The 20,245-nt window shown below is 72.9% G+C and carries 19 protein-coding genes; 7 read left to right on the top strand and 12 right to left on the bottom strand.

The annotated features are described in order from the left end of the window. Positions 1-22: 22 nt before the first annotated feature. The 8 genes from FDM97_RS20630 to FDM97_RS20595 form a co-directional block, all read right to left on the bottom strand. A complete protein-coding gene (locus FDM97_RS20630) occupies positions 23-1,366 on the bottom strand; it encodes a vWA domain-containing protein (protein WP_137991855.1) in 1,344 nt (447 codons plus the stop codon). Next, positions 1,363-2,637, bottom strand: a complete 1,275-nt coding sequence (locus FDM97_RS20625) for an AAA family ATPase (RefSeq protein WP_137991854.1) — start codon at positions 2,635-2,637, stop codon at positions 1,363-1,365. The genes FDM97_RS20630 and FDM97_RS20625 overlap by 4 nt, the downstream gene beginning before the upstream one ends. 63 nt (positions 2,638-2,700) lie before the next feature. Then, positions 2,701-4,146 (bottom strand): hypothetical protein, encoded by a 1,446-nt coding sequence (locus FDM97_RS20620; RefSeq protein ID WP_137991853.1) that lies wholly within the window; start codon positions 4,144-4,146, stop codon positions 2,701-2,703. Positions 4,147-4,390: 244 nt separating this feature from the next. Continuing rightward, positions 4,391-5,431 (bottom strand): S66 family peptidase, encoded by a 1,041-nt coding sequence (locus tag FDM97_RS20615; RefSeq protein WP_137991852.1) that lies wholly within the window; start codon positions 5,429-5,431, stop codon positions 4,391-4,393. A gap of 59 nt (positions 5,432-5,490) precedes the next feature. Further along, complete coding sequence (locus FDM97_RS20610; protein ID WP_137991851.1) at positions 5,491-6,240, bottom strand: SDR family oxidoreductase; 750 nt, start codon at positions 6,238-6,240, stop codon at positions 5,491-5,493. A 118-nt stretch (positions 6,241-6,358) separates the two neighbouring features. Next, entirely contained in the window at positions 6,359-7,258 is a 900-nt protein-coding gene (locus FDM97_RS20605; protein ID WP_175439180.1) for an RNA polymerase sigma-70 factor, read from the bottom strand. Positions 7,259-7,295: 37 nt separating this feature from the next. Further along, a complete protein-coding gene (locus FDM97_RS20600; RefSeq protein WP_137991850.1) occupies positions 7,296-7,970 on the bottom strand; it encodes a response regulator in 675 nt (224 codons plus the stop codon). Next, positions 7,967-9,088: a sensor histidine kinase gene (locus tag FDM97_RS20595; RefSeq protein ID WP_137991849.1), complete on the bottom strand. Its 1,122-nt coding sequence runs from the start codon at positions 9,086-9,088 to the stop codon at positions 7,967-7,969. The genes FDM97_RS20600 and FDM97_RS20595 overlap by 4 nt, the downstream gene beginning before the upstream one ends. A gap of 217 nt (positions 9,089-9,305) precedes the next feature. On the opposite strand from FDM97_RS20595, the gene FDM97_RS20590 reads away from it, so the two are divergent. The 4 genes from FDM97_RS20590 to FDM97_RS20575 all read left to right on the top strand — a co-directional run bounded on the left by FDM97_RS20590 (position 9,306) and on the right by FDM97_RS20575 (position 13,148). Then, the gene (locus FDM97_RS20590) at positions 9,306-9,746 is read left to right on the top strand and encodes a DUF6223 family protein (RefSeq protein ID WP_137991848.1); all 441 of its coding nucleotides are present in this window, start codon (positions 9,306-9,308) and stop codon (positions 9,744-9,746) included. Positions 9,747-9,915: 169 nt separating this feature from the next. Beyond that, positions 9,916-11,010 carry a sugar ABC transporter substrate-binding protein gene (locus tag FDM97_RS20585; RefSeq protein ID WP_137991847.1) on the top strand — a complete coding sequence of 365 codons (1,095 nt, stop codon included), beginning with the start codon at positions 9,916-9,918 and terminating at the stop codon, positions 11,008-11,010. 87 nt (positions 11,011-11,097) lie between these two features. Then, a complete protein-coding gene (locus FDM97_RS20580) occupies positions 11,098-11,874 on the top strand; it encodes an ATP-binding cassette domain-containing protein (protein WP_137991846.1) in 777 nt (258 codons plus the stop codon). Next, on the top strand, positions 11,874-13,148 hold the full coding sequence (locus FDM97_RS20575; RefSeq protein WP_137991845.1) for a sugar ABC transporter permease: 1,275 nt from the start codon (positions 11,874-11,876) through the stop codon (positions 13,146-13,148). The genes FDM97_RS20580 and FDM97_RS20575 overlap by 1 nt, the downstream gene beginning before the upstream one ends. Positions 13,149-13,185: 37 nt before the next feature. Here the strand turns inward: FDM97_RS20575 and FDM97_RS20570 are convergent, their stop codons facing one another. Together FDM97_RS20570 and FDM97_RS20565 are read right to left on the bottom strand one after the other, a co-directional pair. Then, entirely contained in the window at positions 13,186-13,956 is a 771-nt protein-coding gene (locus FDM97_RS20570) for a hypothetical protein (protein ID WP_137991844.1), read from the bottom strand. After that, complete coding sequence (locus FDM97_RS20565) at positions 13,957-14,607, bottom strand: helix-turn-helix transcriptional regulator (protein ID WP_137991843.1); 651 nt, start codon at positions 14,605-14,607, stop codon at positions 13,957-13,959. 75 nt (positions 14,608-14,682) lie between these two features. On the opposite strand from FDM97_RS20565, the gene FDM97_RS20560 reads away from it, so the two are divergent. Then, positions 14,683-15,510, top strand: a complete 828-nt coding sequence (locus FDM97_RS20560) for an alpha/beta fold hydrolase (RefSeq protein WP_137991842.1) — start codon at positions 14,683-14,685, stop codon at positions 15,508-15,510. Between the two features lie 124 nt (positions 15,511-15,634). After that, entirely contained in the window at positions 15,635-16,558 is a 924-nt protein-coding gene (gene opcA, locus FDM97_RS20555; RefSeq protein ID WP_137991841.1) for a glucose-6-phosphate dehydrogenase assembly protein OpcA, read from the top strand. A 42-nt stretch (positions 16,559-16,600) separates the two neighbouring features. Here opcA and FDM97_RS20550 read toward each other — a convergent pair whose 3' ends face one another. Continuing rightward, complete coding sequence (locus tag FDM97_RS20550) at positions 16,601-17,080, bottom strand: protein-tyrosine phosphatase family protein (RefSeq protein WP_432816233.1); 480 nt, start codon at positions 17,078-17,080, stop codon at positions 16,601-16,603. After that, the gene (locus FDM97_RS20545; protein ID WP_137991839.1) at positions 17,077-18,267 is read right to left on the bottom strand and encodes a 4-hydroxybenzoate 3-monooxygenase; all 1,191 of its coding nucleotides are present in this window, start codon (positions 18,265-18,267) and stop codon (positions 17,077-17,079) included. The genes FDM97_RS20550 and FDM97_RS20545 overlap by 4 nt, the downstream gene beginning before the upstream one ends. Positions 18,268-18,419: 152 nt before the next feature. On the opposite strand from FDM97_RS20545, the gene FDM97_RS20540 reads away from it, so the two are divergent. Continuing rightward, positions 18,420-20,237, top strand: a complete 1,818-nt coding sequence (locus FDM97_RS20540; RefSeq protein WP_254705685.1) for an IclR family transcriptional regulator domain-containing protein — start codon at positions 18,420-18,422, stop codon at positions 20,235-20,237. Positions 20,238-20,245: the final 8 nt, after the last annotated feature.

The raw sequence follows: 20,245 nt of genomic DNA, 5'->3' as shown, positions 1-20,245 counted from the left end.
ACCTCTCACCGGCGAAGGGACGTCATCGCACAGCGGCGGCGGATCCGATGGCCACCACGCGTGCCCACTCGGGCGGTGCGTCGGGGACGTACTCGGGATCGTGCTCCCGCCACGACCGGCCCACGTGCGGGCGGGGGAACAGACCCACCACTGTCCGGCACGGCGGTGGTGTGTCCGGCCAGGGCGTCTGGCCGTCGGTCAGGACCACGACGACATCCGGGCGGGGCCGGGTGCGCAGCGCCGTGGCGAAGCCCGTACGCAGGTCCGTACCGCCGCCGCCCACCAGCGGAATGCCCTCCGCGCGGCACAGCGGGTGCACGACCTCGGCGGAGGCGTCGCACGGCAGCACGGTGATCAGGTCGCGACGGCCGCCCACGGCGCGGGAGATCGCGGCAACCTCCAGGAGCGCGCTGCCCAGTTCGGTGTCACTGACCGAGCCGGACGTGTCGATGACCACGGAGACCCGGGGCGGCCTGCGCCGCAGGCTCGGCAGAACGGCACCGGGCACCCCGGCCGAGCGCCGCGACGGGCGGCCGTACGTGTAGTCCTCGCCCGCGCCGGAGCCGGTGGTCGCCGAGCGGACCGCCGCTCCCAGCAACTCCCGCCACGGCTGGGGCGGGTGGAACGCCTCCCGCGCCCACCGCTGCCAGCCCTTCGGGGCGGTCCCCGGGCGGCCGGTGATGCCCTGCGCCACCCGGAACCGCACCGCGTCCCGTTCCTGTGCGCTCAGCCCGTGCGCGCCGTCCGGCCCCAGGTCCCACTCCCGTTCCAGCCCGTCGGCGCCGCTGCCGCAGTCCAGCCAGGCAACGCTCTGCGTGCGCGGCCCGAGCCGGAACTGGCGCAGGTAGTCCTCCATGAGCTCCCCTTCGGGGAGCCCCAGAGACTCCGGATCGACGGCACCGTCGGGACGGACCAGCCCGTCACCGAACACGTCGTCGTTGATCTCGCAGTCCGCGGCGATGTTGATCCGCAGCCGCTCCCCGGCGCCGGTCAGCCCGCGCTCCCGCGCGACCCGGTCGCCGCGCCCGTGATGGTCGCGCAGCAGGTGCGACACCTCGTGCACCCACACCCCGGCCAGTTCCTCCACCGGCGTCCGGTCCACGAACGCCGGCGAGACGTAGCACCGCCAGTGCCGGTCGACGGCCATGGTCGGGACCCGCCGTGACTCCACGGTGTGCAGGGCGAACAGAGCCGTCGCCAGATAGGGCCGGGCCCGGGCGGCCTGCAGCCGGGCGGCGAAGAGCTTGTCGCGGTCCAGGCCCAGGCCCAGGCCCAGGCCCAGGCCCAGGGGTGGTGGGGTCTTCGCGGGTTGTGGTGCGCCCGCGGTCCGCAGTGTGGTTCCGGCCTGCCGTGTGTCCGCTGTCATCGGGCCGCCTTCGCCGCGCCCGCGCCCGCGCCCGCGCCCGCGCCCGCGCCCGCGCCCGCGTCCGCGACAGCGGCCGCACGGGCCGCCGCGTGGTCCGCTCGCCGGGACAGCTTCACCGCTCCGGCGAGCCGTTCGATCGACGCCGGTACGTCCCAGTCCTCCTGGCGGAGCGAGGCAAGGGTGGTCGCGGGGACGACCACCAGGTCCGGCGCACCGGTCTCCAGCGCGTGGACCAGGAGCTTCCACGCCGCGTCCCAGCGGGACTTCTCCGGGCGGTTGCGGACCGCCGCCACCACGCCGTCGAGCACGGCCTGGCGCAGATCCCCCCGCTCGGGCAGGACGGCACCCGCCGGGTCGGCGAGCAGCATCTCGGGATCCGGGAGGTCCATCCGGTCGAGGCTTGCCAGCAGCTCCAGTCCCGGACCGTCGCCCACCGTGCCCCTGACGAGCGCGGACAGCACCTCGCGGGAGGAGCCCGCGGCGGTGGCGAAGGCGATCAGGTGCAGCGTCATCTCCCAGCTCCGCGGTGAGGGCCAGGGGCCGCCTCGGCGTGTCTCGCTGCCGGGCATCCGGTGTACGAGCCCGGGGCGGGCGGAGAGGAGCCCGCACACCGCACGGCGGGCGAAGTCCACGGCCTCCGGCAGCCGCTCCGGAGCGAGCCTCGGCAGAGTCGCCCGGGGCCACGTCCCGCCGAGGCCGCGGACCACGACCTCGTGGTCGTGGGTCCACTGAAGATGAACGAACCGGTTGGCCAGGGGCGGACTCAGCTCCCAGCCGTCCGCCGCCGAGGACCGTGGATTGGCCGCCGCCACGATCCGTACCTCGGGCGGGAGTCGAAGGGCGCCGATCCGTCGCTCGAGGACGAGCCGGAGCAGGGCGGCCTGAACCGCCGGCGGGGCCGTAGACAGTTCGTCCAGGAACAGCAGCCCTCGGCCGGCCCGTACGAGTCGCACCGCCCAGTCCGGCGGTGCCATCGGGACACCGTGCTCGGCGGGGTCGTCTCCGACGATCGGCAGACCCGAGAAGTCGGACGGCTCGTGGACGCTCGCGATGACGGTGGTCAGGGGAAGGTCCAGGGCCTCGGCGAGCTGCGTGAGGGCCGCGGTCTTGCCGATCCCCGGCTCACCCCAGAGGAGTACGGGAAGGTCGGCGGCCACGGCCAGTGTCAGGGCCTCCAATTGGGTGTCGGGGCGGGGTTCGGTGGTGGTGTCGCGCAGCAGGGCGAGAAGCTCGCCGGCGACGTCGAGCTGGGCATCGGGGTATGCGGGCATGGTGATCACCTGTGTGTTCGTGGTCGAGCGGAGTGGGCCGGGGGGGTGGGGGGAGGGCGCGGGTCAGTCGTCCCTCGCGTGGCGCGGGTGCGAGCGGTGGGCGCGGGGACGGGGCCCGCCCGGGTGGATGCGGTCGGGGCCCGGGCCGACGAGGCCCGCCCTGAACAGTCCGTACGTGATCCGGCGCTGCGCGGCCGCCCGCAGTGCGTCCCGTAGAGCACCGCCGCGCATGGTCGCGTCGGGGCCCAGCAGGTCCTCGACGACGGCCAGCGCGCCGGCGGTGTCGCCATGGTGGAGGCGTTCACGGACGCCGGTGAGACAGTCCGGTTGACGGTGTGCCATGTCGATGGCCCGCAGGCAGGGGAGTGGGGTCCCGGTCAGGGCGGCCAGCAGCTCCTCGCGGTGGATCTCGGCCGGATCGTGGTCCAGGGCGGCCAGCACCCCGTCGACGAAGCCGATCCTGTGGAGGTCTCCCCGGCATTCGACGAGGCGTGTTCCCCCTGCCCGGTCCGGAGCATGGTCGGGAGCCCCGTCCCGCGTCCCGTCCACCGCCCGGTCGGGACCGGCCGGTGCGTGATCCGATACGAGCGCCGAGGCGACCAGCGGGTGCAGTCGGTCGACCTCGATCGAGCCGGTGCGGAGCAGCTCCAGGTCGGGCAGCACCCACGTCGCCGCGTCGGGCAGGACGGGTAGCGCGGAGTCGCTGCCGTCCGTGGGCGTCGCGGCGATCCGCAGGACGGGCGGCAGGCCGAGGCCGTCGCTGTCCGCGACCAGGTCCAGGAGCAGCCGCTGCCGCGCCCCGAGTCGTACGGCGAAGGTTCGGGCGGGCCTCCCCTCGGCGTGGAGCAGGATCTCCGCCTCGGCCGCCCACCGGTCGACGTCGCAGTGACGGTCCCGCGGCACCATCGCCGGCGGTTCCGGGTCCGACCCAGGCCGGTCGTCGCCGGTCGGCGGCCGGTCGGCCCCGGAGCGTATCCGCAACTCGTCGGTCCTGCGTGCGTCCCACAGGTGGCGGTGCAGGTCGAGCCGGAACCGCCGGTTAGGGCGGGGGTGCGGATGGCGTCGGGCGTCGGCCCCGGAGCGGGATCCGTCCCACAGCGCGAGGCTGATCCGCTGGCCGGCGTCCGCCCACGCCGGCGCGGTCCGGGCCACGAGGTGCAGCGGGTGTGGGGCGTGGTGCCCCTCGACCTCGTATCGCGCCAGAGGGATCGTCAGGCCCGGGCGCAGCAGGCCATGAGGAGCGATCCTCGGCATGTGCCAGCGCAGCAGGTCAGGAGCCAGATGGCGGAGGTCGGCCCGGATGCGGGCCGCGAGTTCGCGGCCGTGGGTGCGCGCCACCGGCCGGAGACGGAGATCGACATCCACGCCTGCGGCGGCGCACGCCCCTGCCCAGTCCCCGGCACGCCGGCGGACGGTCGCAGTCTCGATCATGGAGGCCGGCACGGCGAACTCTCGCACGCGCAGCCAGAAGGAAAGGCGGGAATCCTCGTTCGCGGTCCAAGGGAGCATCAGCACTCACCTTGCGCGGACGGGACCCCCAATCTGATAGCTGAGTGAATCGTCATCGAGGGGAGCGTATCGACGTTGGCCTCGACCTGCCACGGGTTTTCGACCCGCCACGGTTTTCGGCGGGAGCGCCACGGCCATCCGCTCGACCGCCCGGGCCTTCCCGACCCGTTCTCCGCCGTCCTGATCCGGCTCCCTCGCGCGGAGGCCCCCCGCTCGTGAGCGTCCGCAGATGCGCGGTGTGCGGTCAGTCCAGTGTCTGGACCAGCTCGTTGCGGGTCGAGGAGCGGACGACGCGGCCCCGGGCCCCGTTGACGAGGGGGAGATACGGCGGGACATGGCCGCACTCCATGTCGGCGATGATCGGTACGCCGAGGCTTCCCAGCGCGTCGAGGACCGCCTCGTGCTGGGTGAGCGAGTCCCTGTCGGGCGCCGAAGTGCGACCGACGAGGATCGCGTTGGCGTGGTCGAAGAACCCCGCCAGCCTCATGCCGTGCAGGGTGCGGCAGATGGTGAAGGCGTCGTGCTCCGCCGCCTCGACGTACACGAGCAGCCCCTCGGGAGCGTGCGCCCGGGCGAACGCCGAGACGTCGCCGTAGGGCGTTCCCGCCGCGTTGGACAGCGTCTCGATGCAGCCGCCGATGAGCCGCCCCTCGACCTCCACGTCTCCGTCACCGTCTCCGTCGCCGTCGAGCCGGGTCCATGAGCCGGTGGCGTTGAGCGTGTACTCCCGCACCTCCGGGAACGTGCGGTAGTCGTCCCAGCCGTCGGAGCGGTGACGGCCCGGCGGGGTCTGGACGAACCGGCTCCCTTCGGGCAGGGCGGCGATGTCCAGCCACGACAGCAGCCCCTCGGGGACCCGATAGGGGGTGTCCATCATGTTGGAGCCGTGCAGTGTCGCCATACCGGTCAGGAGTGTCAGCGGGGTGAGGACGGTCGACATGTCCGAGTACCCCACCAGCCAGGTGGGTTCGGCCTGACGGATCCGCTCCCAGTCGAGCAGGGGCAGCAGGTCGATGGCCGTCTCCCCACCCCACGGCGGCACGACCGCCCTGATGGAGGGGTCGGTCAGCATCTCCGTCAACTCGCTCGCGCGCTCCGCGGCGGGGGCACTGACGTGTCCGGTGCCGTCCATGCAACGACCGACGACGACCTCGTAACCGCGTTCCTCCACCGAGCGGATCGCGACGTCCAGGCGTGCGCGCAGCTCCTTTCCGATACCACTGGAAGGAGAGGTGACGGCTATGCGGTCACCAGGAAGCAGAGGGCGGGGGTAGCGAATCGGCATGCCGGGATTCTGCCGGTAGTCGTCCCCGGCCCGCGCCCCCGGCAGGCCAGGGGCGGGCGTCAGTCGCGCGCGGGGAACCGCTTCGCCAGGAACTGTTCGAACGTGCCCTTGCCCACGGCCCGTTCCGGCGGCGTCAGATGCCCACCGGCCCGGAACGCGCGGTACGTCCTGCCCGCCAGGCGCACGTTCAGGAGGGGGCGGTGTCGTCCGACCGCGCGGAGATAGGCCCGGGCCAGTTCCGGGAACGTACGGACCTCGGGGCCGCCCATGTCCGGCACCCGCCCCGCGGGCGCCCCCGCGGCGAGCTCGGCCAGTCGGGCGGCGACCTCCGTCACCTCGATCGGCTGGTCGGCGACTCCCGCGGGAAGCAGCATGACGGGCAACTTCGCCGAGCCCTCCAGGACCTGCAGCACCAGGTCGTGGAACTGCGTCGTGCGCAGCACGGTCCAGCCGAGACCCGACTCCCGGATCATCCCCTCCACGGCGAGCTTGGTCCGGTAGTACCCGAGCGGCACCCGGTCGACGCCGACGATCGAGACGTACACCAGATGCCGCACCCCGGCCCGGCGAGCGGCCTCGATCAGATGCCGTGCCGCCTGCTCGTCGCCGCCGCGTGGCGAGCTCGCGCAGTGCACGACCGTGTCCACGCCCGCGACGGCGGCGGCCAGCCCCGTGCCCTCGCGCAGGTCCACGGCGTAGGGCCGGGAGTGCCGGCTCAGCACGCGTACCTCGTGCCCGTCCGCGCGCAGCCGCTCGGCGACGGGCCGGCCGAGCGTTCCGGTGCCGCCGGTCACCAGGATCGTGGTCATGGCAGATGTCGTCCCTTCGATGGGAGGACGCTCCCCGCTGGAGCGCCCGTCAACCATGAAGAACCGACGAGCGCCCGCGGATGTGACAGCCCGCCCGCGAGCCCCGGTCGCCCCTGGGTCATACCCCTGGGGTCATGGCGGCGAACTGCCGGCTCGCGAAGCGGAGCTTGTCCGGGTTCATCACCGCCCGTGCCTGGGAGATGAGGCCACCCTGGAACTCGAAGGTGGCGACGCTGGTGATCTGCTCCGCCGTGTGCGCGATCAGCGCCGGCGCCCCGTTGACCTCCGCGAGCGTGAGGGTCCATGCGCCCGGGGACCGCTGCGCGCTGCCCACCAGGAAGCGCATGACCTTCTCCCGGCCGATGATGGGGCGCCGCGCCGCCGTGACCCTGCCGCCGCCGTCGCTCCACCACGTGATGTCCTGGGCGAGCAGCTTCTCCAGCCCGGCCAGGTCGCCCTCGCGCGCCGCCGTGACGAAGGACTCGACGAGTTCGTGCCGGCGCTCGACCGTCGGCGCGAAGCGGGCCTCGGGCGTCGCCACCCGCTGGACGGCCCTGCGGTACAGCTGGCGGCAGTTGGCCTCGCTGAGTTCGACGACCCCGGCGATGTCGCGATGGCTGTAGCCGAACGCCTCGCGCAGCACGTACACCGCACGCTCCGTCGGTGTGAGCCGCTCCAGCAGCACCAGCAGCGCCGTCGACACGGCGTCGCACTGCTCGGCGGACTCCATGGGGCCGAGCGAACCGTCGTGCGTGAAGACCGGTTCCGGCAGCCACGGCCCGGCGTACCGCTCGCGCTGCGCACGGGCCGAGGTGAGCCGGTTGACGCAGAGGTTGGTGACGACCTTGGCGAGCCAGGCCCACGGGTGCTCGATCGCCGCACGGTCGGCGCCGCTCCAGCGCAGATAGGCGTCCTGCACCGCGTCCTCCGCCTCCTCCGCGGAACCGAGCAACCGGTAGGCCAGGCGGAACATCCTGGGGCGGTGGGCCGTGAACTCCTCGGCGGTCCCTGACATCATGCGCCCAGCCTGCCAGAGGCGCGCGGGTGCGCGGACGTCAGGACCCGCGCGGGACGACCAGGCCGGACTCGTAGGCGAGCACGACGAGTTGGGCGCGGTCGCGGGCGTGGAGCTTGGTCATGGCCCGGTTGATGTGGGTCTTCGCGGTCATCGGGCTGATCACCATGCGGTCGGCGATCTCGTCGTTGGACAGGCCCTGCGCGACCAGGGCCACGGCCTCGCGTTCGCGGGCGGTCAGTTCTTCCAGCCCCGTGCCGGTGCGGGTGCCGGTGCCGGTGTCGAGCGGCTGGGTGACGTACCGGTCGATCAGCTTGCGGGTGATCGACGGTGCGAGCAGGGCGTCTCCGCGCGCGGCGACGCGCACGGAGTGGAGGAAGTCCTCCGGCTGGATGTCCTTGACGAGGAATCCGGCCGCGCCGGCGCGCAGCGCGTTGAAGACGTATTCGTCGAGGCCGTAGTTGGTCAGGATGACGACGTGCACCCCGGCCAGGGCCGGGTCCGCGGCGATGCGCCGGGTCGCCTCGATGCCGTCGACGACCGGCATCTGGATGTCGATGAGCGCGATGTCGGGCAGGTGTTCCCTGGCCAGGAGCAGGCCCTCAAGTCCGTCGCCGGCCTCGGCCACCACCTCGATGTCGTCCTCGATGTCGAGGAGCGCGCGGAATCCGCTGCGCAGGAGCGGCTGGTCGTCGACCAGCAGGACGCGGATCATGACGTCGTCCGGTCGACGGGAAGTTCGGCCTGTACGGAGAAGCCGCCCTCGCCGCGCGGTGCGGCCCGCAGGCGACCGCCGAGCGCGGTGACCCGTTCGCGCATCCCCAGCAGTCCGACGCCGGGCGCCGGCACGGTCTCCGGTGTGGCCGTGCCGTCGTCGTCGACCCGGATGACCAGGGCGTCGGGACGGTAGTCGATCCGTACCGACGCCGTCGCGGCGGCGGCGTGCCGGGCGACGTTGGTCAGCGACTCCTGGACGATCCGGTAGGCGGTCCGCTCCACCGCGGCCGGCACGTCATGGGGGTCGCCCTCGATCGTCAGCTTCGCGTCCAGGCCCGTCGTCCGCGCCCGTTCCACCAGGTCCGGGACGTGGCCGAGCCCGTGCGGCGGGTTCTTGTCGTCGTCGCGCAGCGCCTCCAGGGTCGCCCGCAGTTCCCGGGCCGCCTCACGGCCGGCCTCCCTGATCGCCAGCAGGGACTCCGGCACCTGTTCCCCTCGCTTGTGGGCCAGGTGGACGGCGACCTCGGCCTGCACCTTGATGACGGAGATCTGGTGGGTGAGCGAATCGTGCAGCTCCCGCGCGATGTGCAGCCGCTCCTCGTCGGCCCGGCGTCGCGCGGTCTCCTCGCGGGTGCGCTCGGCCTCGTCCGCCCGGCGCTCGGCCTGGCGCAGCGCTTCACCCGCCGCACCGGCGGCGATCAGCCAGGCCAGCTGGAGGACGTCCCGGGTGTGCGTGAACGCCTCACCCACGGACAGGTCCTGGGGAGAGACCAGGAGCGCGAGCGGAAGCGCGACCAGCATGATCACCGAAGCGACCACCGTGACGGCGCGGTGCCCCGCCCGTACCGAGGCGTACACCGCGAACAGGTACGCGACGGCCGGCACGTCGATCCCGAGGGCTTGGTAACCCAGTGCGCACAGCCCGGTCACGGCCAGCACGACGAGCGGCGCCCGGCGGCGCGCGGCCAGCGCGAGACCCCCGGCTGTCAGCAACACGTAGCCCAGCGGGTCGAGATGCGTGGGGGAGTGGTCGCCGGACAGCCCGGTGACCAACAGGAACGCCGCCACTCCGGCGGCGATCAGCCAGTTCCCGGCATCGAATCGTCCCCTGTTCATGCGTGCACCCTAGCCGGACGCCGGCGCCGGGTAGTCCTGTGTACGGATGCCCTGCCGCCTACCGCGGACGCGGTACCTGCGCGGCTTCTGCCGCGTCGGCGGCAGCGCGAAGTGTCCGCGCTCGGGGGACGACCGGCGGTGGGGCCGCGGGACATGCTCGAACAGCGCCCGGTCGTAGAGGGAGGGCGTCCCGCCGTAGGAAGAGAAGGAGCACCTCATGTCCGTCCGTCGCCTGCTCGCCGCCGCCACAGCCGCTCTGCTCGGAGGCTTCCTGCTTGCCGCACCGGCGGCCGCGCACGTCGCGGTCCAGCCGGTCGCCGCCAGTGTCACCACCATGAGCGCCGGGCGGCTCGGGGCCAGCACAGCCGCGCTGGTGGGCCTGGTCGGCCTGGTCATCGGTGGACTGGCCCTGGCCCGGCCCGCCGGTCGTTTCGGCACCGACACCGGAGGACTCGGGGTCGCCGTCGCCCTGGGGGCGGGGCTGATCAGCATGGCCCTCGGCGCAGTGGTCGTGGCCACCTCCGACGGTGGCCTCGGCACCGGCAACGGGCTGGGCGGGGCGGTCGTGGCCCTGGTGGTGGGCCTGGCCGCCGTGGTCCTCGGCGGCCTGGCCCGCAACCGCTCCCGCAACCGCTCCCGCTCCCGCCGCGCCGGCTGAGCCGAGCCGCGTGAACGTCACCGCGTGAACGTCGACGGCGCGGGTGGGCGTGGTCCATCCGCTTGCCGGTCCACGGGTTGCCGCTAATGTCGTATTAGGGCCATATGTGCACCCTCGTCTCCCGCGCTCTCCCGGTGAAGGGGAGGGGGGCGTACGAAAGGAGCCTCCCATGACCCGCACATGGCGTGGCGCGGTAGCGCTGGCCGGAGCCGCGGCTCTGTCCCTCGGGGCGCTGGCGACCGGCTGTACGGACGACGACTCGGGGACGGGTACCACGGGGCAGGGCGATGTGAAGATCGGTCTGCTGCTGCCCGAGAGCAAGACCACGCGGTACGAGAAGTTCGACCGGCCGTACATCGAGCAGAAGATCAAGGAGCTGGCACCCGACGCGCAGATCGACTACTACAACGCGGCCGAGAGTGCCACCACCCAGCAACAGCAGGTCAACACCGCCCTCGCCAAGGGCGATCGGGTCCTCATCCTGGACGCCGTGGACGCCAAGTCCATCCAGTCCTCCGTGCAGAAGGCCAACGCCGCGGGCGTCAAGGTCGTGGCGTACGACCGCCTCGCGCAGGGCCCCGTCGACGCGTACGTCTCGTACGACAACCGCAAGGTCGGCGAGTTGCAGGGCGAGGCCCTCCTCGCGGCGCTCGGCGACAAGGCCGGGACGGGCCAGATCGTGATGCACAACGGCTCGCCGACCGACCCGAACGCGGCCGAGTTCAAGGCCGGAGCCCACTCCGTCCTCGACGGCAAGGTGAAGATCGGCAAGGAGTACGACACCCCGAACTGGGACCCGAACAACGCCAACCAGCAGATGGCGGGCGCGATCAGCGCTCTGGGCGCGAACAACATCGTCGGTGTCTACTCGGCCAACGACGGCCTGGCCGCCGGCATCGCCACCGCCCTCAAGGCGGCCGGTATCAACGTGCCGTTGACGGGCCAGGACGCACAGCTCGACGCGATCCAGCGGATCCTCCTCGGCACCCAGACCATCACGGTCGAGAAGCCGTACAAGCCGGAGGCCGACGCCGCCGCCACGATGGCCGTGAACCTGGCCCAGGGCAAGGAGATCCCCGAGTCCCTGACGCCCACCACCGTCACCAGCGGCAGCGGCGAGAAGGTGCCGGCGAGCCTGCTGACCCCGGTCGTGGTGCACAAGGACAACATCAAGGACACGGTCGTCAAGGACGGTCTGTACACCGTCCAGGAGATCTGCACGCCCACGTATGCCGCGGCCTGCGAGGAGGCCGGTCTCGAGTAGCCGCGAGCGTTTCATGCCGGTGGGGGTGAAGCGGCCCGTACGGCGGGAGCGGCCCGTACGGCGGGCGAGCGGAGGAGGCGGTTGAAGTTGCCGGAAGCACCTGTGCTCACACTGCGGGGAGTCTCCAAACGGTTCGGCGCCGTCCAGGCGCTGTCGGACTTCGATCTGGAGGTCCATGCCGGCGAGGTCGTCGCGCTCGTCGGTGACAACGGCGCCGGAAAGTCCACCGCCGTCAAGGCGATCGCCGGGGTGAACCCGCCCGACGAGGGCGTCATCGCGTGGGAGGGCCGCCCGGTCACCATCAACCGGCCCCACGACGCGCAGAACCTCGGCATCGCCACCGTCTACCAGGACCTGGCGCTCTGCGACAACCTCGACGTCGTCGGCAACCTCTTCCTCGGCCGCGAGCTGCGCCGGTTCGGCGTGCTCGACGAGGTCCGCATGGAGCAGCGCTCACGCGAACTGCTCAACACCCTGTCCATCCGCATCCCCACCGTCCGCATCCCCGTCGCCTCCCTCTCCGGCGGCCAGCGCCAGACGGTGGCGATCGCCCGTTCCCTGATCGGCGAACCGAAGGTCGTCATCCTGGACGAGCCGACCGCCGCCCTGGGCGTGGAGCAGACCGCCGAGGTCCTCGACCTGGTGGAGCGGCTCCGCGACCACGGCCTCGGGACCATCCTGATCAGCCACAACATGGTGGACGTGATGGCGGTCGCGGACCGGATCGCGGTGCTGCGCCTGGGCCGTAACAACGGCTTCTTCGAAAAGCGCTCCACCACCACCGAGGAGATCATCTCCGCCATCACAGGCGCGACCGAGAGCGCCGTCACGCGCCGCGAGGCCCGTAAGCGGGAGGAGGGGTGATGAACCGCGACAAAGGCCCCGACGACTCCACCCAGGAACCGGCACCCGATGCCGTACCCGCCGTCGACACCCGTCTGCTCGTCCGCGAGGAGGGCCTGAAGGGGTACCTCGGAGAGTTCCGGCGCAAGCTGCGCAGCGGTGAGCTGGGATCGCTTCCCGTCGTCATCGCCGTGATCATCATCTGGACGGTGTTCGGCAGCCTGGACAGCGCGTTCCTCTCCGCCCAGAACCTCTCCGACCTGAGCCAGCAGATCGTCGGCACCGGCATGATCGCCGTCGGTATCGTCTTCGTCCTGCTGCTCGGCGAGATCGACCTCTCCGTCGGTTCCGTCAGCGGCCTGTGCGCCGCCATCTTCGCCGTACTCAACGTCCTGAACGGCATGAACGAGTGGCTGGCGCTGCTGATCGCCATCGCGGGCGGAGCCGCCGTCGGCCTCATCCAGGGCTTCTTCTTCGCGAAAGTCGGCGTGCCGGCGTTCGTCGTCACCCTGGCCGGCAATCTGGCCTGGAACGGCCTGATGCTGCAGGTGCTCGGCACCAGCGGCACGGTCAACATCCCCAGCGAGAGCATCGTCTCCGAGCTCTACTCGACCATCTTCCACAGCTCCGCCGCCGCCTACGTGACCGCGGCCGTCGGGGTCGGGCTCTTCCTGGCGGCCTCGCTCCTGGACGCCAGGCGCCGCCAGGCGGCCAGGGTGCCGTTCCGCCCGGTCGCCGAGATCGTGCTCCGTACGGTCGTCATCGCCGCGATCGCCTTCGCGGCCGCGTACATCCTCAACCAGTACCAGGGTCTTCCGCTGGCGCTGCTGATCTTCCTGATCGTGCTGGTGCTCCTGGACTTCGTGCTGCGCCGCACCTCCTACGGGCGGCAGATCTTCGCCGTCGGCGGCAACATCGAGGGCGCGCGCCGGGCGGGCATCAGCGTGCCGTTCGTCCGGATGAGCGTCTTCTCGATCGCCGGGACCATGGCCGCGGTCGGCGGTATCTTCCTGGCCGGTCAGATCCAGTCCGCGAGCCAGACCTCGGGCGGCGGCAACCTCCTGATGAACGTCATCGCCGCGGCCGTCATCGGTGGCACGAGCCTGTTCGGCGGGCGCGGCTCGGTCTGGTCCGCCCTGCTCGGCGCCCTGGTGATCGGGTCGATCCAGTCCGGGATGAACATCATGGGCGTCAGCAACGCCGTCCAGTTCATGATCACCGGAGCGGTCCTGCTCGCCGCCGTGGTCATCGACTCGCTGTCCCGCAGGAGCCAGAAGGCCGCGGGACGCGCCTGAGCTTCGGTTGCCGTGCGGGCGGGCCGGGCGGCCCGCCTCAGGCCCGGGAGATCTCCGGTTCCAGGGACACCGCCACGAGCCGGTCGCTGGGGGTGGCCGGGTTCCGTCCCGTCACCGCGGCGCGGTGGGCGCGGATCGCGGGGTCGGAGAGCGTGAGGGTGACCACCGGGCAGTTCGCGGCGTCGTTGGTGTCCGCGGGGAAGCACCGGCCCACGTCGAACAGGGCGTAGCCGGGGCAGAGGGCGTCGGCCGGGAGTTCCACCTCCAGGCGGAGTTCCTCGCCGGGATCGACACGGAAGCTCCCGGACGCCGGGGTCTTCACCGGCTCCGCCGGATGGCCGTCGTGCACGACCGTCGCCGTGAGCCCGCGGGCGGAGGCCCGGCGACCCTCGCCGTGCGGGCCGTGGATGTCGAGGGTGACCCGGCCCTGGGCGACCGGCGCGTCGAGCAGCAGCGCCCGGTCCTCGGCGCCGACCGTCGCGTGGACGGTGAAGCGGGGCCGGCCGGGCGCCTTCGATCCCGGGTCGTAGGCGCCCCAGCCACGGAGCACCAGCCGTGGGTCCAGGCCCCGTTCGCCCTCTCCCAGGGCCGCCGGCCGGGGCCCGTCGTCCACCCCGCACTTCGAGAGCCGGGCCGTGCCGCCGCCGGGGAGGGGGGCGTCGGGCAACGGGGTGGCGGGGCGCGGGGGAGGGGCGAAGGCGCTGTCACCGGAGGGGGCGGCGGGGAACGACAGCAGCGCCACCAGGGCCAGGAAGGCGACGACGGTTACGGCGAGGATCAGCCAGGAGCGCGGCGACAGCCGGAACATTCAGGCCTCGCCCCGCAGCCGGTCGCACTGGAGCCGGTGGGCGAGGGCGCGGCGCACCGAGGCCGAGCCGGAGCCCTGGGGCGAGCCCTCGGCCGGCGCCGGTCCGGTGACCTTCGGAGGGTCGTCGAGGCCACGGCTGATCTCGTCGTACGCGGCCCGATAGGCGGCGGGCAGCTGTGCCTGGTGGTGCGTCAGGTCCTCCTCGACGAGCCGCCGGAGCTCGTCGACGGTCCGCGGCGTGAAGCGCTTCCTCCCCCGGGCGGCGGCGTTGACGAAGCGGGTGCAGCGGGCGGTCTCGTAGCAGGACTCCGCGATCTCCTCGGCGAGGCCCCAGAGGCGACCCTCGAGCCATGGGGTGTCGTACTGAGCGAGGGCGAGCCGCATCGGAGGTTCCGGATCGTCCGTCCCGCGCTCCGTCCGGTACTTCGTCACCTGCTTGGACACGGCGGGCTGACTCATGTCGGTGAGCCGGGCGATCTTCTCCTGCGTCCAGCCGTAGCCCGCGAACACCTTGATCATCTCGGCGCGCAGCTTCCGCATCTCCTCGCCCGCGCGGATGACGTCGTTCATGGTGGCGAGCATCCGCCGCGCCTGGTCCTCGGTGAGCCTCTCGGGTGTCCGATGCCGATGCATGTTCTCCTCGCCTGCCATGACTCGGTTATACACCCGAGCGGCGTCGTCATAACCTGGTTGTAAAACCTGGTTATGGCTGGCAGGATCCCTCCCATGCCCTACTTCTCCGCCTACGACGGAACCCGGCTCGCCTACCGCACGGACGGAGACGGCGACCCCCTCGTCTGCCTCCCGGGAGGTCCCGCCGACTCGCGCTATCTCGGCGACCTCGGCGGGCTCTCCGCCCATCGCCGCCTCATCGTTACGGACCTGCGCGGGACCGGTCGGTCCGCGATTCCCGAGGACGTCACCTCCTACCGCTGCGACCGCCTCGTCGACGACGTCGAGGCTCTGCGCGCCCACCTCGGGCTGACCCGCATGGACCTGCTCGGCCACTCCGGCGGCGCGAACATCGCGGTGCGGTACGCGGCCCGGTACCCAGGAAACGTCGGCAGGCTCGCTCTGATCACCCCCGGTCCCGCGGCCGTCGGCATCACGGTCGCCGCGCGGATGCGGCGCGAGGCGGCGCGGCTGCGGAGCGACGAGCCCTGGTTCCCGGCGGCGTTCGACGCCCTGTCGGCGATCACCGAGGGCACCGGCAGCGACTGGGAGGCCATCGCCCCCTTCCTCTGGGGCCGGTGGGACGCCGCCGCCCGGCGGCACCACGCGGAGAGCCGGCCCGGCAACGCCGAGGCCGTCGCCGGCTTCGGCGCCGAGGGGGCCTTCGACCCGGAGGCCACCCGCGCGGCCCTCGCCGCCTTCGGCGCCCCCGTCCTGCTCCTCGCCGGCGAGTTCGACCTCAACACCCCGCCGGAGGCGGCGGCCGAGTTCGCCGGGCTCTTCCCCGACGCCTCCTTCGTCGTGCAGCCGGGCGCCGGCCACTACCCGTGGGTCGACGACCCCGACGGGTTCGTGGCGACGGCGGCCGCCTTCCTGCGCTGAGCGCGTAAGGTACGCCCTCGGCGCGTCGTTCGCCGGGCCGAGCGCCTCGTGGTGGAAGATCCTCGACGCATCGAGCGCTTACCGGTGCAGCGATCGCACGCGACGGAAGGAACGGGCGCCGGCCATGAAGATCGATCTCACGGACACCACCTCCAGCAAGATCAACAAGGCGATCGTCGGGGGCCGCCGCGCCATCGGCACACCCGCCGTCGGCATGGTGCTCACCCTCGTCGTCGTCACCGACGAGGAGAACGCCTACGACGCGCTCAAGGCGGCCAACGACGCGTCCCGCGAACACCCTTCCCGCACGCTCGCCGTCATCAAGCGCCACGCCCGCTCACCCCGCGAGCGCCACGAAGCCCGCCTCGACGCCGAGATCCGCATGGGCGGCGACGCCGGCGCGGGCGAGACCATCCTGCTGAGGCTGCACGGAGAGCTCGGCGCCCGCGCCGACTCCGTCGTCCTGCCGCTGCTGCTCCCGGACGCACCCGTCGTCGTCTGGTGGCCGGTCGACGCCCCCGACGTGCCGTCCACGGACCCGCTCGGCGCGCTCGCCCAGCGCCGGATCACCGACATGTACGCCGTCGAGGAGCCCCTCGCCGCGCTCGCCGCCCGCGCCGCCTCGTACGCCCCCGGTGACACGGACCTGGCCTGGACCCGGCTCACGCCCTGGCGCTCGATGCTCGCCGCGGCGCTGGACCAGGCCCGTACGACGGTCGTCTCGGCCGCGGTGGAGAGCGAGCCCGACAACCCCAGCGCCGAACTGCTCGCCCGCTGGTTCGAGGACCGGCTGCGGGTCCCGGTCGAGCGGGTCGTCAGCGACGGGCCGGTCGTCACGGCCGTGCGCCTGGGCACCCCGGACGGCGAGATCCGCATCGACCGGCCCGAGGGACCCGTCGGCATGCTGTCGATCCCCGGCCAGCCCAGCCGGGTCATCGCGCTGAAGGTCCGCACGACCGCCGAGCTCATCGCCGAGGAACTGCGCAGGCTCGACCCCGACGAGGTGTACGCCTCCGCCCTGCGGACCCAGGCACCGGCGGCTCCGTGACGGCCGGAACGCCGGCGTGCCGCGCCGCGTGCCCCGCGCCGGTCAGGCGGTGAACCGCCGCACGTACCGCTTCTGCCAGGGCGTTTCGACGGCGCGAGGGTGATAGTTCCGGCGGACGAACTCCACGGCCCGGTCGGCCGGCACGCCGTCCAGGACGGCGAGACAGGCCAGGGCCGTACCGGTCCGGCCGACACCGCCGCCACAGGCGATCTCGACCCGCCCGTCGGCGGCGCGGGCCCAGGCCTCACCGAGCAGGGACCGGGCCTGCGCCGGGCTGCTCGGCAGCCGGAAGTCGGGCCAGCGCAGCCACCGCGCATCCCAGGGCACCTCGGGCGGCCGCGCGCCCAGCAGGTACAGGGCGTAGTGGGGCGTCGGTCCCGGGGGCAGGGGGCGGCGCAGTCCGCGCCCGCGGACCAGGCGCCCGGACGGCAGGCACAGGACCCCGGGGTCGGTCGCCTTCCAGAGATCGCTCACGGATCCACCGTAACGGGCCCCGTTCGTTCCCCCTCCCCGTTCGTTCATCCTCGCGGTTCGAGCGGCAACCCGACGTAGTTCTGCGCCAGTTCGGCCGCGGCGTGCGGCGAGGTGGCGATCCGGTCGAGCTGGGAGAGCTGGAGTCGGGTGTCGAACGGCGACTGCCCGGGGTCGCTGTGCAGCGTCGTCGTCATGGCGTACGAGAAGTGCTCGGCGCGCCAGACCCGGCGCAGGCAGGTGTCGGAGTAGGCGTCGAGCAGCTCCGTGGAGCCCGTGGCGGACCGGTGGGCGAGCGCGCGCGCCAGGACGATCACATCGGCGGCGGCGAGGTTGAGGCCCTTGGCGCCGGTCGGAGGGACGATGTGCGCCGCGTCCCCGGCCAGCATGAGCCGCCCGTACCGCATCGGCTCGGTCACCGAACTGCGCATCGGCAGCACCGACTTCTGTGTGATCGGGCCACGCTCGAGCCGCCATCGCGGCTCGGCGCCGAGCGCGAGGCGGGCGTCGAGCTCGTCCCAGATCCGGGCGTCGGACCAGTCGGCCGGATCGGTGCCGTTCGGGACCTGCAGGTAGAGCCGGCTCACGGCCGGCGAGCGCATGCTGGCCAGCGCGAAGCCGCGCTCGGAGTGGGCGTAGATCAACTCCTCGTACACGGGCGGGGCTTCGGCGAGGATGCCGAGCCAGGAGTACGGATACGTGCGCTCGTACGTCGTCCGCTCGCCCTCCGGGACGGCGGTGCGCGCCACTCCGTGGAATCCGTCGCAGCCGACCACGTAATCACAGGTCAGGGTCTGCTCGCGGCCCTCGTGGGCGTAGCGGATCACCGGGCGGTCGGTGTCGACGCCCTCCACCGCACGCACCTCGGCGCCGAACAACAGCGGTCCGCCGTCCGCGAGCTGAAGGGCGATCAGGTCCTTGACCACCTCGGTCTGCGCGTAGACCCAGACCCGGCGGCCGTCGGTCAGCGAGGGGAAGTCGACCCGGTGGGCACGCCCGTCGAAGCGCAGCTCGATGCCGTCGTGGGGGAGCCCCTCGGTCTCCAGACGGGCCCCGGCTCCGGCGGCGCGCAAGGCGTCGACGGTGGCCTGTTCGAGGATTCCGGCGCGCTGGCGCTGTTCGACATAGGCGCGGTCACGGGACTCCAGGACCACGCTATCGACGCCGGCGTTGTGCAGCAGGCGGGCGAGCAGCAGGCCGGAGGGGCCGCCGCCGATGATCCCGACGGTGGTGTGCATGAGTCTCCTGTTCGTATAGTGAAGAAAACTTCACCGAAGAGTGGGCAGAGTCTGCGCCCGCGACCGTCGGCTGTCAACGCCCCGCCCGGACGCACCCGCCCCCTCCCTCGTCCTTCCTCTACGGTGTCCCCAAGATCCGCCAGGGAGAGTCCATGCCACCGACCGAAACCGCGACGGCGCGGGGCACCGGCGCGCCGCGCGAGGTGCCACAGGAAGCCGTCGCCCCGCTGATGCGCGGCCTCCTGGTGCTGCGCAGGCTGACCGACGCCGACGGAGCCCTCAGCCTCAGCGAGCTGGAGCGCACCACCGGTCTGGCCCGCTCCACCGTCGACCGGGTGACCGGCACGCTCGCGCGCATGGGATACGTACGCCTCGACGGCCGTGACGTCTTCCTCGCCCCCCGTCTGATGGAACTGGGCAACGCCTATCTGGCCGCGCTCCGGCTCCCCGGCCTGCTCGGCCGCCAGGCCGACGCGCTCGCCGACGCCCTCGACGAGTCGGTCTCCCTCGCCGTCGCCGACGGCGGCGGCATCCGCTTCGTCCATCAGGCCACCCGCCGGCGTGCCATGTCCCTCAGCTTCCGCATCGGTGACCTGCTGCCCGCCGAACGTACCGCGCCGGGCGCGCTGTTCGCCGCCGACTGGACCGGCGCGGAGTGGGAACGCTGGCGCGCCCGCCGGGCCGCCGACCCGCGGAGCGCCGGCTTCCCCGCCGTACCACCCGGCCTCGGCCCGGACGACGAGGAGTTCGCCGCCCGCGCCGCACAGGCGGGCGAGCGCGGCTGGGCGCTGGACGACCAGCTCATCGAGCCCGGCCTGGTCGCCCTCGCCCTTCCCGTACGGAACGCCGAAGGCGCCGTGGCCTGCGTGGCGAGCGTGGTGAGCCACACCAGCCGCCACACGGCCGACTCCCTGCGCGAGGCGATGCTGCCGCGGCTGGGAGCCGCCGTGGAGGCCTGGGAGGAGCTGCTGAGGCAGGACACCATGGAGACGGCGGCAGCGACGACGGCGAAGGCGACGGCGAAGGTGACGTCGACGGCGACGGCGACGGTATCGGACGACACGCGGCGCGAGCAGCGGACCGAGGCCGAGGCCGAAACCGAGGGCGAGACCGGGAGCGAGAGCGGGAGCGGGAGCGAGCCGAGCCCGGGCCTCGCCGACTGGACCCATGCCTCGAAGCAGGAACTCGGCCGTGGTTTCGTCGAGTCCCTCGCCCGTGGACTCACGGTCCTCACCGCCTTCGGCGAGAACCGGGCCGCGCTTCCCCTGTCGGCGGTCGCCGATGCCACCGGACTCGCGCGGGCCACCGCCCGACGCGCGCTGATCACCCTGGAACACCTCGGCTACGTCGGCGCCGAGGGCAGGCTCTTCCGGCTCACCCCCAAGGTCCTCGCGCTCGGCTTCCCCCACCTCTCCCGGATGTCGCTGCCGCAGATCGCGGCGCCGCACCTGGCCGAACTGTCGCGGAGCGTGCACGACTCGGCCTCCCTCGCGGTGCTCGCCGGCGAGGACATCCGCTACACGGCGCGCGTCGCCACCCGCCGGATCATGAGCGTCCACATCACCGTCGGGACCCGCTTCCCCGCCCACGCGACCTCCATGGGCCGGGTGATGCTCGCCGGCCTTCCCCCCGAGGCGCGCGCCGCGTGGCTTGCGGGCATCGAGCCGCAGGCCCTCACCCCGCACACCGTCACCTCGCGCGCGGAGCTCGCCGCACTCCTGGAACAGGTGCGCGAGCAGGGGTACGCGCTCGTCGACGAGGAGCTGGAGCAGGGACTGCGGTCGATCGCCGTGCCGGTACGCGACCGGGCGGGCGCGGTCGTGGCGGCCGTCAACGTGGCCATGCACAGCAGCCGCCGCAGCGTCGAGGAGTGCGTCGGCGAGGTCCTGCCGGAGCTGCGCGCCACCGTCTCGCGGATCGAGGAGGACCTGCGCACGGCCGGCCGGTTCGCCCGCGTACCCGAGGTCTGAGGCCCGGG

The organism is Streptomyces vilmorinianum (assembly GCF_005517195.1).
Classification (GTDB): Bacteria; Actinomycetota; Actinomycetes; order Streptomycetales; family Streptomycetaceae; genus Streptomyces; species Streptomyces vilmorinianum.
This window is presented reverse-complemented; position numbering and strand designations above follow the sequence as displayed.